The following is a 17,082-nucleotide window of genomic DNA, read 5'->3' on the forward strand; positions in this document are numbered from 1 at the left end:
AGCGGATCTGGATCCAACCGGTCGCAGGGGATGCCGGCGGGGCATTGGGAGCGGCCTACGCGGCCTATTATGAGTATTCGGAAGATGCACGGGGCGATAAAATGCAGAATGCCCTGTTAGGCCCGTCGTTTGCTAATGATGAAATCAGGCAATGTCTGCTAGCAAACGGGATCAGTTATGAACAGCTGTCAACAGAAAAGCTTAACGAAACAGTAGCCGCCTGTTTGGCTGATGGAAAAGTAGTAGGTTACTTTAGGGGCCGCATGGAGTTTGGTCCAAGGGCCCTCGGAGCCCGCAGTATCCTCGCCGATCCGCGGAATGCAGATATGTAAAGTACTTTAAACCAAAAGATCAAATTCAGGGAATCTTTCCGGCCCTTTGCGTCGGCTGTGATAGCGGAATATGCTACTGACTATTTTGAGTTGTCGGCGCCAAGTCCGTACATGTTGCTGGTAACCAGCGTAAAACCCGAGCTACGGATCTTAGGGGACGAAATTAAACCTACCTTAAAAGGTTTTGATAAACTAAAAATCCGGCGACAGTTATCCCCGCTGTCACCCATATCGACTACACTTCCCGTGTGCAAACTGTTAATTCACAGGAAAAACCTGGCTTTTACAACCTGCTTCAGGCTTTTTACAAGCTAACAGGTTGCCCATGCCTGGTGAATACCTCCTTTAACCGTATGGACGAACCGATTGTAAATACCCCCAGGAAGCCCTTGACTGTTTTATGCAAACAGGTATGGACATCTTAGTGCTGGAAGATTTTTTGTTAAGAAAATAAGTGATAGAGCTGATCTGTCAGCCATTCAAAGATATCATAGTTTTTTAAGTGCTCCTGACCAGCAAAGCGGGCGATAAACTCAGTCGAGCAGGCTACCAAATCCACGGACATTCTCTTCGTTAGTATTAGTCAGCTCGTATTGGTAGCGTCAATAAATCCTCAATCACCGAAGTCATTATCATAGCTATTAACGACAGGCCAGGTACACACTCATCGAATGACATCGTATTAATCCAAGTTAGATTCTCCATTTATACATCGTCTAAAAAACTACTGCCGTTCCGCAGGGGACTGCGGCCGCGCTCTCCGCTCTATCTGCCGGGGACGGCAGGATAACGCTTCCGATCACTAACGGGCTACTTCGCTGATGATGGTTTAGGCAGGCGACGGCGGGGCAGCCTTCGGCCGGAGCAACCACCGGCAGGGCATGCCCCGCCGCCGCTCCCTGCCCCGGTTCCATTCTTTTTTCTGTTACTGGTTCCATTGATGTTTAGGAACCCTTCAGGGTTTTCCGCTTTTGACCTCTGCTTGAGGCAAATTTACCCCTCTTCAGCGGGCAAGGCCATGTGAATGCCGTCAAAAAATCTCCACCCCCGGGTGGGGTAGTATTTTTTGTATGGCGGCAGCCTTGACCCGCTCTCCCCCCGCGCAAGTGATTTGCCTCTATCAGAGGCCAAAAGCTAAGGACTGCCAAAGACGCCTTTGAAAAAAAGTAAAAGAAAAAAAAGCAAAACAAAAAAAGCACAAAAATGGAAAAGCAACAATTCACGTACAGCATTCAACCCCTTTTGGAAGAAAAAGAGGGGAACATTTCGGGGCCAATGTCGCCTGTCTTATTTGCCAAAGAAATGGCTTCACAAGTCGGCTTTAAGTACAACCGCCTTGCACGGTTATGGCTTGCGGATGAACGCATCAACCAATGCCGGGAGGACGGCGGGTTAACAGGTAACGACACGCTCATCATCGGTGCCGTTTACAAAGACAACGTTTGGCTGAGCCTGTGGGTAGATACAGGCGTAGGCGGTGTAGCTGTCGCTTCGGCGTTCCGTTCAGACCGCAGCATTGACTTCGTGGAATTATACCGCAGGCAACCCTATGTCAGCAAACTAAGCCAAAATCAGGTTACCGACATCTTCCAGTCCATTTTCAATGACCCCACCCAAATCAACATTAAATCTTAAAAATGGATACGCCATGAAAATTCTCACTAAAATAAAAAGCTTATTGTCGGCATCAACCAAACAGGATGATACCGTAGTCCTGTACTCCCAAAACCTTAAAGTGGTCTATAAACACAATGACATCGGTGTGTCGACTGACTATTACCAACGGGGGACAAACGAACCGTTCCGAATGGATCAGGTGTGGTTTTCAGATATACCAACTCAAGCTACTCCCAAAAAAGCTTCATACTGAACAACCAAATGAACAGCAACAAATAAGCCATACCGCCATGAAAACGATACAATTAAACCTATACCATTTTAGCGAACTCAGCGAGGAAGCGCAGAAAAAAGCATTGGCAGACCATCAGGACTTCAACGTCAGCCACAACTGGTGGGACAACGTTTACGAGGACGCAAAAACAGTCGGCCTCAAAATTACGGGGTTTGACCTTGACAGGGCATGGTACTGCAATGCCGAATATATTCATGACGCTCTTTACACCGCAAGGCAAATCAGCCTTAACCACGGTGGAAAAACAGGGACATTTTTAACCACTGCCGAGTTCCAGCTAAGGCGTGACCAAATCGTCAACACATGGCCGAAAGACGAAAATGGTGAATTTGAGCAGACGGACGGCCTCGACAACTCCCTCGACGAAGTGGAAAACCAGTACCTCAAAGCCCTTTGCCGTCAGTACTTGCACATCCTTGACCTTGAGTATGACTATCTCACAAGCGACGAAGCCATTGCGGATGTATTGACCGCCAATGACTATTGGTTTACCGCAGACGGCAAAATAGCCACCCATTTAGAAAAATTAGCATTAACCGCATAAAAAGCAATAAGATGAAAACGAACTTTTTTGAGAACATAGGCAACCTGAACGCCCCCGGTATTTGGACAATCGGCATCCAAAACGATGAAAACGGCAACTTTACCGTATCTGCCTTATACGCTCCTTTTAAATCAAACGACCCCGCCACCAAAATGATCGTACCCCTCATTCACAGGGGCAAGGCATCGGATATGGACGAGGGCTTTTTTAAAGCCACCGTAACGCAGGTTGAAGCCTTGCAGGGGTTATACAGTAATATTAAAGCCGTAACCGCAAGTGTAGATACGGCGAAGAAAAAATTAGGACAGGGAAGCAAGCCCCAACCCCTTAAACCCCAACCCGCAGGCGCTGAAACGGACGAGATTGAAGTGGGAGAACCCAAAGCATCTGCCGAGGATAAGAAAAGAGCCTATACCGATGCGATCAGAAAAGTGGTGGAATTGAACGATGCCTGCAAATATGAGGATGCCCTGAATATTCTGCCATCGGTAGCCGACTATCCCGAGAAAAAAGAAGAACTGGAGAAAAGACGCACTGACCTTGAACGCAAAAAAGCACAATACGCACAGGCATTATCATTATTTAACGAGGCTTAAAAATAACACATTATGTTACAGACAACGCAACTCGAAAGAATTTTTATCCATAAGGATAACGGGCAGGAAGTCCGTCTGACAGACCCTAACGACCGCATGAACCCAGATATGGTGCTAAACTTTTACACGGCCACTTATCCCATCCTGACCAATGCCCGGATCGTCGGGCCGGAGATCAAGAACGATGAGATACAATACCGCTTTGAAAGCACAATGGGCACCAAAGGTTAATCCGCACCATCATGGAAACGAACAAAATTAAAAGAAAAGTAACAGTTATAGAGGAGAGCAAACAATGGAAACTGCACCAGCTATTCGGAGAATTTATTCAAAACTTAGACCGCTTGCCCGATGCAAGGCAAGTACAGCAAAACCCGCTAAGAAGCGCGCCAAAGGAACGCACCGTAATGGTTTTCTGACCCATTCGTTCAAGCCTTTTCTAAGCCTGCCCTTCGCCCATCACGGGCAGGGTGAACGGCAGTTTTTCCAGTCACTCGAGAACCTTTGCGCATTGCACCAATGGCAAGCCCCCGATGTTTCGGGCTTGCCGTTCCCGCAGAACGTTTCGGCCATATTGGAAAAGTTGTCTGCACAACGCTTTGACGGCGCATCGGTTATGCTGTTGCAGGATCTAGGTTACCCCGCCCGACTGGCGACCGTCAAAACCTATAATACAGGTCACTGCCTGTATTATATTCCGGTACGCCCTTTTTGGCAAATGAAAAATGAGCCATCCAAACAGGCTTGTTTTGAATTAACGCGGACACTATTTGCATACCTCTATCAAATCGCAGGTGTCCCGTATTTCCGTGAACCGGGCTATCTGGATAACACGTATGACAGTTTGGAAAACTGGATCAGCGAGGTTGACGATAACGGCAACGAGGATGAGGAAGAAGAAATTTTCAGAAAACGCCAGTTTGCCGAGTTTGAACTACTGAAACAGGCAGGCGACTTGTTGTTGCCCGACATCAAAAAGCCCCTTGATTTGGCTTTATGGGAAAACCAACTCCAAACATTTGCAGCGACAGATAAGCACGGCAAAGACCTGCGGGAGGTCGCCTACGAGTTTTTGAAACTGGTTAAAGATTATCCCTCCCGTGCCATTAAGGAAAGCATGCACTACGAATTATACGAAGGGGAGGAAAATTACCAAATCTATTGGGAAAACTATATCTCCTTTTACTGGAGTGGCAGGGACGCCCTTGAAAGTATGCTTTACGACATGGTGAACAACGAGTTTCAGGAAGCAGGCTATCAGGAAGAACCGATTGCCGTGCAGTGGTTTGACTCCCCGCAGGATGTACCACGCCATGATTTTGATTTTGAAAACAGACTTTTTTTCCTGTTGGACGAACTAACAGGCATACTTAACGAATTGGACCATGAAGAACCTAACCGATAATTTCAGCAACCTGTATCAGCCTGTAAAAACACTGCTGATCTACACCAAGCATACCGAAGAAGATACGACGAGTGTATATGTCGAAAGTTACGACATCAGTAAAATGGGTAACCCGATCAATGCCCATCCGTTGACTGTTAAGGAAATGTTGAGTCTGAGCGCAATCTTCCAGTCTGCACAGGAATTTAAGACAGGCTTCCTGCGTTGCAGGGGAGTGATGCCGAACAAGGTTTTATATGTCAATCCTGAAAAAGCAGGTTACGCCGTGTGGTATACCCCGCCACAGGAAGTACCCCTGTTTTTTGCAAATACATTAGGCATCAAATCGGGAAGGGGCAAAGTTCCTGCAATGGTATGGAAAGCAAGCCGGGAAGAACTCAGCGTGTATGCCCTGAAAGGACATCGCAAACCTGTTGGTAATACCGCCCTCTTTTATGCACCCTTTTTCAATGTAGCCACTGATGGTAAGGTCTGCATGGGAACCGTCCGCATCAACATCGGGCAGGAAACCCGGCTGGAAGAATTTACGGCACTGTGGGAGAACTATTTCTGGAACAGTTACTTCAGCCACCTCATGGGTGAGTTTAACCCCGTAACGGAGAATATCGTGCAGCTGTGGCAGCAACAGGTCGCCACTGACCGTGTATTTCCCTGCCAGCTTTTAAAACCCACCCGTTACACGCTTAAAAATTTGTTCCTATGAAAACCCAAAAACTGAAAGTGGTCAAATCCGCTGTACATATTGTAGAAAAATCATTGCTGACCCCTTATAACCCGCTAATCGTCAACCTGATTGGGGCGGGCGGGACAGGAAGCCAGTTCCTGACCGCACTCGCAAGGATCAACCATGCGCTGATTGCCCTGAACCATCCCGGCCTGATGGTACGGGTGTTTGACGATGATACCGTACAGGAAGCTAACTTAGGCAGGCAGCTTTTTTCAACCGCAGAACTCGGCCTGCACAAGGCCGTGGCCTTGGTAAACCGCATCAACCTGTTTTTCGGCACGAACTGGAAAGCCATACCTGAAAGATACAACACGAAAACGTTGAAGGACGAACCCGAATTAGGCATGGCCGAACTAACCATATCCTGCGTGGACACGGTGCCCGCAAGGTTTGAAATTGCAGACCTGTTATCCAATATTTACGAAAGCAGGAGGCATGCCTATCACCATCCCCTCTATTGGATGGACTTCGGCAACAGCAGGGACACAGGACAGGTCGTTCTTTCCACCATTGCCGAGATACAGCAATCCGCCTCCAAAAAATTTGAGGTGGTAAGCCACCTGCCATTAGTAACCCATGAATTTAAGGAATTGCTGGAGAACGCCGAAAAAAGCGACAATACGCCAAGCTGTTCATTGGCGGAAGCCCTGACCCATCAGGATTTATTTATCAATTCCGCATTAGCGAATTTGGGCGCATCCCTGTTATGGCAGTTATTCAGAGAGGGTATGCTGTTTAACAGGGGATTTTTCCTGAACCTTAAAGATTTCAGGGCGACACCGATCAAAGTAACACCGACCGTTGATAACACCATCAAAATGCCGAAACGAAATCACTCAGGAACCAAAACCCGTAAAGCAGCCTGATATGAAAATCATAGATTTAAATGGCAAGGTCATTGAGGTAGAAAATATTAACCTCGCTTTGTTACAGGCCGATGATTACAGGCATTACCGTGTAAACAAGCCTACCGAGAACGACCTGAACCGATACGCCTATTGGGAAGATATTTACCAAAAACTACTTCATCTTAAAATGGAAGAGCTATGAAAACATTCATTTATTTCATCTGCACCTGTTTCATTTCAACAGGTGTGTACTTCGCAACCTTAAACAGCCACCATCTGATTTACGGCATTGTAATCGCATTCGCCGTATGGGCTTGGTTTCTATGGGGCTGGAATCACAGGAGCAGGAAAGCCGCCGAAAGGCGGGACAGGTTCCGTGACCAAGACCGGACATCCAACCGCAGGTAGGACGACAAACCAAATATCGTTATGGTAAAGATTAAGGAGGGATATGTGATGTCCGAAAGGGAACGTGCGGAGTTTGAAAGGCAGGATGCTTTGCCGCGGAAAACAGCGGCGCGGGTAGACTATTATTTCAAACCGCAAACCAAGTACCCGCCACGCATATATGTGTTTATGGATGCCGACTTGTGGCGTGACCGAAACCGCAGGCCGATGGGGCTGCATACGGCGTTCCCGTTTCTGAGCAGGCCCATGACTAAAGGCGAAATAGAATATCACCACTTTGACTGGCGGCTATGTTATCACCAGTACGAGGATTGGGAAAGGCTTCTCTATGCCGAAGAAAAAGAGGCCGGGGATTTGGATTTGGAAACCGAAGGCGCAGGAACTGACTTCTTAAATCAGTTGAAGTCCTTTCGTGAAAAATTCCCGCTAAAAAGCGGTTTGAGGAAACTCCCGCCCGTCCCGCCCGAAGTACCTGCGGATGAGGAAACGGTTTATTTACGGGAATTGATTGCTACGGGTCATACCCTTAACGCAGCAGGGGTAGCAAAGCGATTGGATGATGAACTGCAAACGCATAAACGTCCGGCCGTACTGATCGCCCTGCGCCAGCTTTACCAGAATTTCGGGAAGGCCGATGACAAACAAACCGTCCTGACCGAGCAGGGCATCCGGCGCAAAGTAGATTTACAGCAACAGCGCACACGTCGCAACTTCGTCCGGCGCGTATTTCAAAAAAACAAGCTGTTCGCACTGGAAGAAATACAGGCCAAATATCCTGATTATGCAGCGGACATGCTTGCCGCAGACCTGCACATGGTGAAGGCAAGCCCCAAGCATAAAAAGCATAAACCGGTCACCGACCTGCGGCGATGCCAGCTGGAAAAACTGGCGCAGCGTTTAAAATATGAGCAACTGGATGATAAAGCCTATAACGATACCTGTAACCGTATCGCCATACTACAGCATGCGCACAGCCTGCGCTTACCTGTTCCCTTACTGGTTAATTTACAGCAGGAGGCCCTCGTCTACAGTTTCCCCTGGCAGATACGTGAGGGCGTGGTTAAAGCGTTCGTGGCGTTCGCAAACCAACCGGGCATGACGCACCAGGCCCTACAGGAAAAGCATAACGAAGTGGTGCGCTCGAATTACAGCTACTAACCACATAAACATCAAAAATTATGAGAACGATAACCACAAAAACTGCTCATGCCATTGCCGCTGACTGGCATGGCGGCCAGTGGACGGCATTATACGCCTTTGCCTCCAGCGGTCAATTGCAGGCGGCACAGGAACCCCTTTGCCTTGCGGAGATAGCTGAAAACCTGAGCAACAGTCCTATCAGTCCTGTACAGTTAAAACGGCTGCAAAGCCTTAAACGTTTTTTTGAAAGCATAAAATCAATGATACAACTTACGCTTATCTTAGGTATTAAGTGCCTTAAATCAAGCGGTAACAAATTGAGCAATGTCTCTGGCTAAATTTGCTAAGAAGACCTTTCGGTTGGGTTGCGCATCCTCAATTTGAGGAGGCAGTTCATCCATATAACTAAAATGTCCGGCTTCCTCATCCAAAAGCAGATTTATTTGGCCTTGCTTTTCAAATATTTGCTTCAACAGTAGCGCTTTGGAAGGCGGCGTAACTTTATCTTTAACACCGTTACGCAGATAGATTTGCGTATCGACTGACTGTAATGCGCCTGGGTGCAAGAAAAAATCAACCGGTGGTGCCAAAAGGGCAAGCCGTTCAAATTTCCAGATTGAATTGGGACCGATGTGGTGCCCCAAATGCGTTAACGCTTTTCCTGCTGCAAGCGTGAGCAATAATGTACCCCCGATAGAGTGCCTATACCTGCGATTGTTTGATGCACATGTGCATACAGCCTCAAAACAATTTCAAGCCTCTCAATGCGTGCATCCAGTTCCTCTTTTGCGGGCGTTAAAGAGGTCAGTATTTCGAAATGTGGGGCAATTATGGTGCATCCCTGCTGAGCTACAGCCCTCAATAGCGGAAGGTGCCGAACCGGGCTGCCACCACGCCCTGCTGCAAAAATAACCAAGCATGATGGCAGGATGATTATCCCACTCCTTAAAGGGTTGATTATGTTAAAGTTATCAAGCGGAACTTAGCAAATGGTAACCGAATGGGTCTCATTTTGTTAGACGTCATTTGATCGCATTTTCATCTTTAAAACACTTGTAACAGATAGTCAATGAACTCGTTATACAAATATAATGAATGTTTCCGAATTAATAAAGGCTAAATATTAACGTATTGTTCGCTTACCTTTAGGACGACGTTTTTGTAACTCCTTAACCTAAAGATAGATTGCTTGCATTAATTTACTACCTTCGTATCGAATGAAATATTTAGCAGTTATATTCAGTATTTATTTTACCTTTTTGGCATTATTACCATGCCAAGACAGGGAAGATATGATTGCGAGTGTAACTCATGTCACTATTAAAAAAAGTCATTCCGCTAATGATGAACGAGGGCAGGAAACTTGCCCGCCTTTTTGTACTTGTTCCTGCTGTTCTACAGCAAGGCACTTAACCACAACCGCCACTGTCGTTGTGTTTACAAAATCCATTGTTCGTGATTACCCTGAATATGGCATTCCTGCCATTCAAAAACAGCCAATCAAGATCTGGCAGCCTCCTCAAATAGCTTAATACGTTTCCTTAAATTTTTTCGCCTGCAATCAACTGTGCACGGCTTTTCCGTATCGTATTCATTTATTACAAATTATGTTTGACAAGATTATCGCGTTCTCTATTCGGAACAAGGTAACTATCGGGATAATGACACTGGTATTATTGCTGGTGGGCATCTATTCAGCGTACAATCTTCCGGTTGACGCGCAACCTGATATTACCAATAACCAGGTACAGATCATTACACAAGCGCCAAGCCTTGGCGCGCAAGAGGTCGAGCAGTTCATTACTGCTCTCATTGAATTATCCATGGCCAATATTGCCGGGATCATTGAAAAACGTTCCATATCCCGTTCAGGGATATCCGTTATTACCATCGTTTTTAAAGATAACGTAGACATTTATTGGGCAAGACAACAGGTTAACGCTCAATTAAAGGAAGCTGAAAATAGTATTCCTGCCGGATTAGGTGAGCCGGGCTTGGCACCGATCACGACTGGCCTGGGCGAAATTTATCAATATGTGATCCATGCTAAAAAGGGTTACGAAAACAAGTACACTCCAACCGATTTACGTACCATTCAAGACTGGATCGTAAGAACGCAACTATCCGGAACTGTTGGACTGGCAGAAGTAAGCGGTTGGGGCGGTTATGTTAAGCAATATGAAATTGCTTTAGATAATGATAAACTCAATTCGCTGGGCATCACCATACCGCAGGTTTATGAAGCCCTACAAAAAAACAACGAAAACACGGGCGGCTCTTATATTGAACAGCAGCGTAATGCCTATTTTATCCGGGGCTTAGGCCAGGTGCAGAACCTTGACGACATCCGCCGCATCGTAGTGACCAGTTCCAAAGGCACTCCTATACTGGTAAGGGATATCGCCACCGTACAGTTTGGCAGCGCAACCCGTTACGGAGCAGTAACCCGTAACGGTGAAGGCGAGGTAGTAGCGGGCGTAGCCCTCATGCTCAAAGGTGAGAATTTCAGCGAGGTCATCCAAAACGTAAAAGACCGTATGGTACAAGTGCAAAAGTCCCTGCCTGAAGGCGTAGTGATCGAGCCGTTTATTGACCGGACAGAACTGGTTGGCCGTGCTATAGGCACGGTTCAACGCAATCTATTGGAAGGGGCTTTGATAGTGATCTTTGTACTGGTGTTGCTTTTAGGGAACTTACGGGCAGGATTAGTTGTTGCTTCAGTTATTCCATTAGCGATGCTCTTCGCATTTTCCATGATGAAATTATTCGGTGTATCAGGTAACCTCATGAGTTTAGGTGCTATTGATTTCGGATTGATCGTGGACGGTGCTGTAATAATCGTAGAAAGCGTAGTACACCATATTACCACAGGCAGGTACCGACAAAAAGGTCTTGAAAAATTAACCTCCGAACAAATGGATGTAGAGGTACGGGACAGCGCCAGCAAATTGATGAAGTCTGCCGCATTTGGTCAGATCATTATTTTGATCGTTTATTTACCCTTGTTGTCTTTAGTTGGTATTGAGGGCAAGATGTTCCGACCAATGGCTGAAACAGTCGCCTTCGCCATATTAGGTGCATTTATCCTTTCCCTTACTTATGTGCCAATGGCAAGTGCTTTATTTCTCAGCAAGAAGACAACTTACAAACGTAATATATCAGACCGCATTACTGAGTTTTTGCAACGCGTTTACCAACGTTCCTTAATTGCGGTGTTAAAAATAAAGGTCATCACCGTAATGGTAGTCTTCATTGTATTTGGCATTGCCATTTGGGCCTTTAGCCGCATGGGCGGGGAGTTTATTCCGACTTTGGATGAAGGTGATCTTACCGTAGAAATTTCCATGATGCAGGGAACTTCCCTAAGCGAAGTGGTCAAAACTTTCAGTAAAGCGGAGAAGCTTTTGAAGGAGCAATTCCCCGAGATCAAACAGGCGGTTACCCGTATCGGGAGTTCCGAAATCCCAACAGATCCGATGCCGATGGAAAAAGGCGATATGATGCTGGCCATGAAACCAAAAGGCGAATGGAAAACGGCATCTAATAAGGAAGAAATGATCGAGAAAATGGAGGGCGCTTTAGCTGCTATTCCCGGTATTAATGTCGAAATATCCCAACCCATGCAGATGCGTTTTAACGAATTGATGACGGGTATTCGTCAAGATGTAGCCATTAAAATTTATGGGGACGATCTCGATATCCTGGCTGTGCAGGCCGAAAAACTGGCGAAGCTCATAACACCTTTAAAGGGTGTAAGCGAACCATACATTGAAAAAGTGAGCGGTCTACCGCAGATACAGGTGGCTTACAATCGCGATAAAATGGCACAATACGGTTTAAATATTAGCGATGTAAACATGATACTGAAAACAGCATTTGCCGGAAGCGTGGCCGGTGTAGTTTTCGAGGGTGAGAAACGCTTTGATATGGTAGTACGGCTAAACCGTGACCTGCGTGAAAATATTTCAGGCGTCGAAAACTTATTAGTGCCGTTACCCTCGGGGAACAAAGTTCCGTTAAGCCAAGTGGCAGATATTTCTTTTAAGGATGCGCCTGCACAAGTTTCACGAGAAGATGGTAAAAGACGTATTTACGTAGGCTTCAATGTACAGGGTCGCGATGTGGAAACAACCGTTAAGGAAATTCAAGGTAAACTCAATACTGCTTTAAAACTGCCATCGGGTTATTACCTGACCTACGGGGGCCAGTTTCAGAATCTGCAAGCTGCTAAAGCAAGGTTGCTGATCGCTGTACCTGCGGCCTTACTATTTATATTGGTATTACTATATGTGACTTTCCGGTCTATTAAGGAAAGCTTATTGATCTTTACAGCGGTTCCCCTGGCTTCTATGGGTGGCGTAGCTGCGTTATTGCTGCGCGGAATGCCTTTCAGTATTTCTGCGGGTGTTGGTTTTATCGCGTTGTTCGGCGTAGCTGTTTTGAATGGTATCGTATTGATCGGTTATTTCAACCAGTTAAAGGAAGAAGGCATAAGCAATATTTATGATCGGGTACTCGAAGGCACAAAAACAAGGTTACGCCCGGTACTGATGACTGCTTCGGTTGCTTCTTTAGGTTTCCTGCCAATGGCGTTATCTTCAAGTGCTGGTGCTGAAGTACAACGGCCTTTAGCTACAGTGGTGATCGGCGGTTTGATTACCGCGACCTTCTTAACTCTTTTTGTACTTCCGTGCCTCTACTTGTTATTCAACCGCAAGGAAGCGGAACAGGTCAAGGTATCTAAAGTACTCGTTGCTGTACTCGTGGTTTTCGGTTTAGGTATGTGCCATCAAACCACAGCGCAGGCACAGAACAAAATGCCGCTTACTTTGGACAGTGCGATCAGTCAAGCTATCAGAAATAACCTGCAAATACGCTCGGCGGGATTAACGATTGAACAAGCCAGGGCATTACAAAAATCCGGCACAGATATTCCTAAAACTGAATTAATGGTTACTCAAGACCCGACCAGCGGTGGCAATATGGATAATGCTATCGGAATTACCCAAACCATTGCCTGGCCCGGTGTTTATAAAAATCAGCGTAAATTGCTCAATCAGCAAATCTTATTGGCAGAACGTACAGGAAATCTAACGAAGGCTGAAATCACCCGGCAGGTACGGAGCGCATATTATGCCTATTTACTGAACAGGGAAATCATACGCATACTTGAATATCAGGACAGCATTTATAAAGGCTTTGTTAAAAAGGCAGAGATCAGGTTTAAGACTGGCGAAACTTCCAATCTGGAACTAATCAGTGCAAAGAATAAATACCAGGAAATCGTTACCCTGAAAATTGGTGCGGAGGCGGACTTGCGGAGCAATGAACTGGTGCTAAAGCAGCTTTTAAATACATCTGAACCCATATCAATTCCTAAAAGTAAGCTACCGATTTTATTGTTCAACCCCACAGATTCGATCAATGTCATTCATAATCCGCAAGTAAATGTTGACCTGCAAAATATTGAGGTGGCCAATGCACGGATAGCTTTGGAAAAATCAAAAGGCTTACCCGATCTTACTTTGGGTTATAACCAACAGTTGGTGATCTCCGGTTTTAACCCCGCTAATATTGACCGTGGTTATTCACCAGGTACGCGCATAGCCGGGATACAGGTAGGGGTGGCTTTGCCACTATTTAATGGAGCTAACCGTGCAAGGGTAAAATCTGAACTGTTGTCGGCACAAGTAGCTCAAACCAATTACCAGCAAACCCAGTCACAGGTACGCCTGCAATTTGAGCAGGAGATGCAGCAATATCTCAAATTCAGGCAGTCGGTAGATTATTATTTAAGCGATGGATTGAAACAGGCCGATGAGCAATTACGGATCGCGCAGGTATCATTCAATCTCGGCGAGATAGGCTACATCGAATACATCCAAAATATGTCAGCAACGGTTCAGGTAAAATTAGCTTACATCGAAGCGGTGAGCCGTTTAAATCAATCAGCGATACAGATACAATTTATTAAAGGAGAATAATCATGAATATTAAAAAATATAAGATCATCAGTGTCATCTTATGCTTAGCAGTGGCGCTAGCCTCCTGTTCGGAAAATTCCGGCAAAAAGGAAAATGGTAGCAAAGAAAAGGCAGGTACAGAAGAAGCAAAAAAAGAGAAGGTTGAAGGTTTGGAACTTTCACAGGAACAAATGCGAACCGTCGGTATTGTTACCGGACCTATTGCGCAAAAGAACCTGGATTCGGTAATCAAAGCCAACGGGCAATTAGCTGTACCGCCACAAAACAAGGCAGATGTCAGTATACTTTCAGGTGGTATAATTGACCATATCAGCGTTATAGAAGGGCAGCAGGTAAAACGCGGGCAGTTATTGGCGACCATAAGAAACCAGGATCTGATCAAAATACAGCAGGATTATTTAACCGCAAAAAACAATTTTACTTATGTGCAGGCTGAATATACCAGGCAGAAGCAATTGCAGGAAGCCGGTGCCGGAACAGGCAGATCATTCCAATCGGCAGAAGCTACTTATAATGCCGAGCGCTCCCGTATTACCGCTTATGAAAGCCAGTTAAGTCAGTTAGGTATATCACCAGCCAGAATTGCGAACGGTAAAATTGTTTCGCAATTTCCGGTGCTTTCACCGATCGGCGGTACGGTTGGACAGGTCACTGCCAATACCGGCGCGTTCGTTCAGCCCGGCACTTCTATTATGGAAGTGGTGGATAACTCTAAGATACATTGTGATCTCACCGTTTTTGAAAAAGACCTGATGCATGTTAAAGTAGGTCAAAAGGTAAACTTCCAGTTAACAAACCAGGAAAACCAGGTGATCACCGGCACGATCAACGGTATCAATAAATCATTTGAAAATGAAAGCAAAGGAGTTACCGTTCACGCGGTGATCAATAACAAAGAACAAAAGAACCTTATTCCCGGTATGTATGTAACAGCGCTGATCAGCACGGGCAGCAGGTTAACATCTGCCGTTCCTGTAGATGCTGTGGTCAGGTCGGAAGGCAACCAGTTCATTTTTATAGTTATCCCCGGAGAAAATAAAAACAATACGGTAAAATTCAAAAAAGCCGAAGTATCTACAGGGGTAACGGAATTAGGATATATACAGATCAAACCTCTTAATATACTGCCAGCATCAACGATTGTGGCATTGAAAGGGGCATTTTATTTACAATCTAAGGCTGCTGGTGGCGCTGAAGAAGAATAACAAAACCAACATGAAAAAGCAAGTACAACATAAGGCAGATAAAAAAAAGCCACAGATCGACATTTCGACCGCTAAAGATAAAGAGGAAAAACACGGTCATGAACATGAGGGCGGTGAAGCTGGCCATGATCATGAGCATGGCGGAATCTTACAACGGAAATAGCTATGCAAAACCTTTCTTTTAGAAATTGACAAAAAAACATCATTTTTCGATAATATGAATGGTAGAATCAATAATATGGTGTTTCTTAATGTAACTGATTTTGTTTTTATTCTTAATATAAATATTTTTGATATCTATAGACTGCGTTGCGATAACTCCATTTTGATTATTGTTGACTGAAGTTTTAACAACTATAAATGTATCCGTCATCAATACCATTTCCCGTTCGGTTTCGTCAAGCATTTGCTTTATTTGCTTTTTACTCTTCTTAGCCCAATCCCCATTAGCCACCTTAAGGGAGTCCGGATCAACGTCTTGGGTAAATGTTACTTTTTCATGGTATCTGACTGCCAGTTTTTGTAGATGTTTCCTATAATAAGCTATTTTCCCTTTAACAGACATGCAAGAGCTTATCCCTAAAACAAAAATTAAAAGTAAGCCGACGTACTTCATCTGATAATATTCAAATCGCTTTGTATAAAAGTTTAATTAGGATAAATCCAGGGGAATGTTGAACTCCATACCTGCGTATTTAATGTCAACACATTGGACGTGGATGAAACGACTATGGATTGATTTCCGACCGATATCTTTGTCTTTGTTAATGATACCTGACCTGAATAGCTCAAACTTGCTGTTTGTGCGTTATTGGTAAGCGCACTTGCCGTATTTAAAGGCGTATAGCTGAAATTATAAGTATAATAATAAAAGGGACCACCAGGTTCGGAATACGTACCATTGGTGGGTATTGACCTTTGATCTCCAATTGCTGAAATGACGTTTACCCGGCTTATTTTGCTGTAATACTGAAATGTCGCAACATAACTTACATTGTAATACCCCAGCTCGCTGGAACCCACTTGTTGTTTAGTCGTCCATATGTAAGAACCATAGCCTGTGGTCGCATCATCATCATTGGTCTTCAACGTCGAGTTGGTTTTTAATGACTCGGTAGAGACCTTTTTAATTGTGGTTGAAAGCGTGTTTGGCACAACATGAATCCCTTTTGCTAAAGACGAGAACATAGCCAGGGAATCATCCAGCGCTTTCAATTCATTTTCCGTAAGCACATCATTGTTAGCACCGCTTTTAGATATGATTTTTAAATTGGGATATTTTGCAATCAACTGTTCTAATTGCAAGTCTGCCGTGGCTTTCAATCTAGTGTCATTGTCTTTTTTACAAGCAGAAAAAATAAAGGCAACAATGGCAATAATCAATAATGGATTTTTTTTCATGTGTTAAAGTTTGTTAAACAAATTTAACTACAAAATCAATATCGCTTTTTATGATATTATCTGATATCGGGCATATATTGATTAAGTATTTAAAATTGACCTTTTTGAGATTACTTCCAAACACCCGTTTCAATTAATGCCTTACCAGTAAAATCTTGGGAGAAGCAACTATGCCAATTGAGTGACCGATTCCCTTATAATTATATAACACCAGCTCAAAGAATTCATCGTCTTTTATCAACTTGATTTTCACCGCATCAACCTAAGCTCGGAAACTGAAGTTATTAAGAGCTTTAATCAGCTGGACGAACTGGGAAAATACATTATCGTTAATTCACGGGTTGACGGGGGAAAACCTCGAAATTTTTTAACAAGCCTGCAATAGCCGAAAAAGCGACGGATTAAAGCTAGTTGATAACTGTTATTGAATGACGGTGGTCAATCAACTCAGAATTCTTTATGAAAGTCGAAGCTGATTCAATGAGTATGATAACAGGACATTATTAACTGGCAAGTGATGCTGTTACTAAAGGGAGATTAAATTTATGAAATTTATATTTTTTAAAATTAAAATCTTTTT

Annotated in this window: 21 protein-coding genes and 1 pseudogene; 18 read left to right on the forward strand and 4 right to left on the reverse strand. The window is 44.7% G+C overall.

Annotated elements, in window-relative coordinates:
- Nucleotides 1-101 precede the first annotated feature (101 nt).
- From PQ461_RS01795 to PQ461_RS01860, 14 genes and pseudogenes are all read left to right on the forward strand, one after another.
- Nucleotides 102-647: pseudogene (locus tag PQ461_RS01795) on the forward strand (carbamoyltransferase C-terminal domain-containing protein).
- The gene (locus PQ461_RS01800) at nt 581-757 is read left to right on the forward strand and encodes a carbamoyltransferase C-terminal domain-containing protein (RefSeq protein ID WP_274207918.1); all 177 of its coding nucleotides are present in this window, start codon (nt 581-583) and stop codon (nt 755-757) included. Before PQ461_RS01795 ends, PQ461_RS01800 begins: the two are co-directional and overlap by 67 nt.
- 778 nt (nt 758-1,535) lie before the next feature.
- Nucleotides 1,536-1,967 (forward strand): hypothetical protein, encoded by a 432-nt coding sequence (locus PQ461_RS01805; RefSeq protein ID WP_274207919.1) that lies wholly within the window; start codon nt 1,536-1,538, stop codon nt 1,965-1,967.
- Between the two features lie 13 nt (nt 1,968-1,980).
- Nucleotides 1,981-2,202 (forward strand): hypothetical protein, encoded by a 222-nt coding sequence (locus PQ461_RS01810; RefSeq protein ID WP_274207920.1) that lies wholly within the window; start codon nt 1,981-1,983, stop codon nt 2,200-2,202.
- A 37-nt stretch (nt 2,203-2,239) separates the two neighbouring features.
- Complete coding sequence (locus PQ461_RS01815) at nt 2,240-2,788, forward strand: hypothetical protein (protein WP_274207921.1); 549 nt, start codon at nt 2,240-2,242, stop codon at nt 2,786-2,788.
- Nucleotides 2,789-2,799: 11 nt separating this feature from the next.
- A complete protein-coding gene (locus tag PQ461_RS01820) occupies nt 2,800-3,384 on the forward strand; it encodes a hypothetical protein (RefSeq protein ID WP_274207922.1) in 585 nt (194 codons plus the stop codon).
- A gap of 12 nt (nt 3,385-3,396) precedes the next feature.
- Entirely contained in the window at nt 3,397-3,615 is a 219-nt protein-coding gene (locus PQ461_RS01825; protein ID WP_274207923.1) for a PRTRC system protein C, read from the forward strand.
- Nucleotides 3,616-3,626: 11 nt separating this feature from the next.
- Complete coding sequence (locus PQ461_RS01830; RefSeq protein WP_274207924.1) at nt 3,627-3,803, forward strand: hypothetical protein; 177 nt, start codon at nt 3,627-3,629, stop codon at nt 3,801-3,803.
- A 92-nt stretch (nt 3,804-3,895) separates the two neighbouring features.
- Nucleotides 3,896-4,789, forward strand: a complete 894-nt coding sequence (locus PQ461_RS01835; RefSeq protein ID WP_274207925.1) for a hypothetical protein — start codon at nt 3,896-3,898, stop codon at nt 4,787-4,789.
- On the forward strand, nt 4,770-5,492 hold the full coding sequence (locus PQ461_RS01840) for a PRTRC system protein B (RefSeq protein ID WP_274207926.1): 723 nt from the start codon (nt 4,770-4,772) through the stop codon (nt 5,490-5,492). The genes PQ461_RS01835 and PQ461_RS01840 overlap by 20 nt, the downstream gene beginning before the upstream one ends.
- Complete coding sequence (locus tag PQ461_RS01845; RefSeq protein ID WP_274207927.1) at nt 5,489-6,382, forward strand: PRTRC system ThiF family protein; 894 nt, start codon at nt 5,489-5,491, stop codon at nt 6,380-6,382. The genes PQ461_RS01840 and PQ461_RS01845 overlap by 4 nt, the downstream gene beginning before the upstream one ends.
- A gap of 1 nt (nt 6,383) precedes the next feature.
- Nucleotides 6,384-6,566: a 3-isopropylmalate dehydratase gene (locus tag PQ461_RS01850; protein ID WP_274207928.1), complete on the forward strand. Its 183-nt coding sequence runs from the start codon at nt 6,384-6,386 to the stop codon at nt 6,564-6,566.
- A 227-nt stretch (nt 6,567-6,793) separates the two neighbouring features.
- On the forward strand, nt 6,794-7,930 hold the full coding sequence (locus tag PQ461_RS01855) for a hypothetical protein (RefSeq protein WP_274207929.1): 1,137 nt from the start codon (nt 6,794-6,796) through the stop codon (nt 7,928-7,930).
- A 20-nt stretch (nt 7,931-7,950) separates the two neighbouring features.
- The gene (locus tag PQ461_RS01860; protein WP_274207930.1) at nt 7,951-8,250 is read left to right on the forward strand and encodes a hypothetical protein; all 300 of its coding nucleotides are present in this window, start codon (nt 7,951-7,953) and stop codon (nt 8,248-8,250) included.
- Here PQ461_RS01860 and PQ461_RS01865 read toward each other — a convergent pair.
- Nucleotides 8,215-8,592, reverse strand: a complete 378-nt coding sequence (locus tag PQ461_RS01865) for a hypothetical protein (RefSeq protein WP_274207931.1) — start codon at nt 8,590-8,592, stop codon at nt 8,215-8,217. The genes PQ461_RS01860 and PQ461_RS01865 overlap by 36 nt on opposite strands.
- A complete protein-coding gene (locus PQ461_RS01870; RefSeq protein ID WP_274207932.1) occupies nt 8,562-8,828 on the reverse strand; it encodes a hypothetical protein in 267 nt (88 codons plus the stop codon). The genes PQ461_RS01865 and PQ461_RS01870 overlap by 31 nt, the downstream gene beginning before the upstream one ends.
- Nucleotides 8,829-9,129: 301 nt before the next feature.
- Between PQ461_RS01870 and PQ461_RS01875 the strand changes: the two genes are divergently transcribed.
- The 4 genes from PQ461_RS01875 to PQ461_RS01890 all read left to right on the forward strand — a co-directional run bounded on the left by PQ461_RS01875 (nt 9,130) and on the right by PQ461_RS01890 (nt 15,264).
- Entirely contained in the window at nt 9,130-9,444 is a 315-nt protein-coding gene (locus PQ461_RS01875; RefSeq protein ID WP_274207933.1) for a DUF6660 family protein, read from the forward strand.
- 75 nt (nt 9,445-9,519) lie between these two features.
- Nucleotides 9,520-13,896 carry a CusA/CzcA family heavy metal efflux RND transporter gene (locus PQ461_RS01880; RefSeq protein ID WP_274207934.1) on the forward strand — a complete coding sequence of 1,459 codons (4,377 nt, stop codon included), beginning with the start codon at nt 9,520-9,522 and terminating at the stop codon, nt 13,894-13,896.
- A 2-nt stretch (nt 13,897-13,898) separates the two neighbouring features.
- On the forward strand, nt 13,899-15,101 hold the full coding sequence (locus tag PQ461_RS01885; protein WP_274207935.1) for an efflux RND transporter periplasmic adaptor subunit: 1,203 nt from the start codon (nt 13,899-13,901) through the stop codon (nt 15,099-15,101).
- A gap of 10 nt (nt 15,102-15,111) precedes the next feature.
- The gene (locus tag PQ461_RS01890; protein WP_274207936.1) at nt 15,112-15,264 is read left to right on the forward strand and encodes a hypothetical protein; all 153 of its coding nucleotides are present in this window, start codon (nt 15,112-15,114) and stop codon (nt 15,262-15,264) included.
- Between the two features lie 39 nt (nt 15,265-15,303).
- On the opposite strand, the gene PQ461_RS01895 is transcribed toward PQ461_RS01890, so the two are convergent.
- Together PQ461_RS01895 and PQ461_RS01900 are read right to left on the reverse strand one after the other, a co-directional pair.
- Nucleotides 15,304-15,717: a hypothetical protein gene (locus PQ461_RS01895; RefSeq protein WP_274207937.1), complete on the reverse strand. Its 414-nt coding sequence runs from the start codon at nt 15,715-15,717 to the stop codon at nt 15,304-15,306.
- A 32-nt stretch (nt 15,718-15,749) separates the two neighbouring features.
- A complete protein-coding gene (locus PQ461_RS01900; RefSeq protein ID WP_274207938.1) occupies nt 15,750-16,502 on the reverse strand; it encodes a hypothetical protein in 753 nt (250 codons plus the stop codon).
- Nucleotides 16,503-17,082 lie beyond the last annotated feature (580 nt).

Source organism: Mucilaginibacter sp. KACC 22063 (genome assembly GCF_028736115.1).
Classification (GTDB): Bacteria; Bacteroidota; Bacteroidia; order Sphingobacteriales; family Sphingobacteriaceae; genus Mucilaginibacter.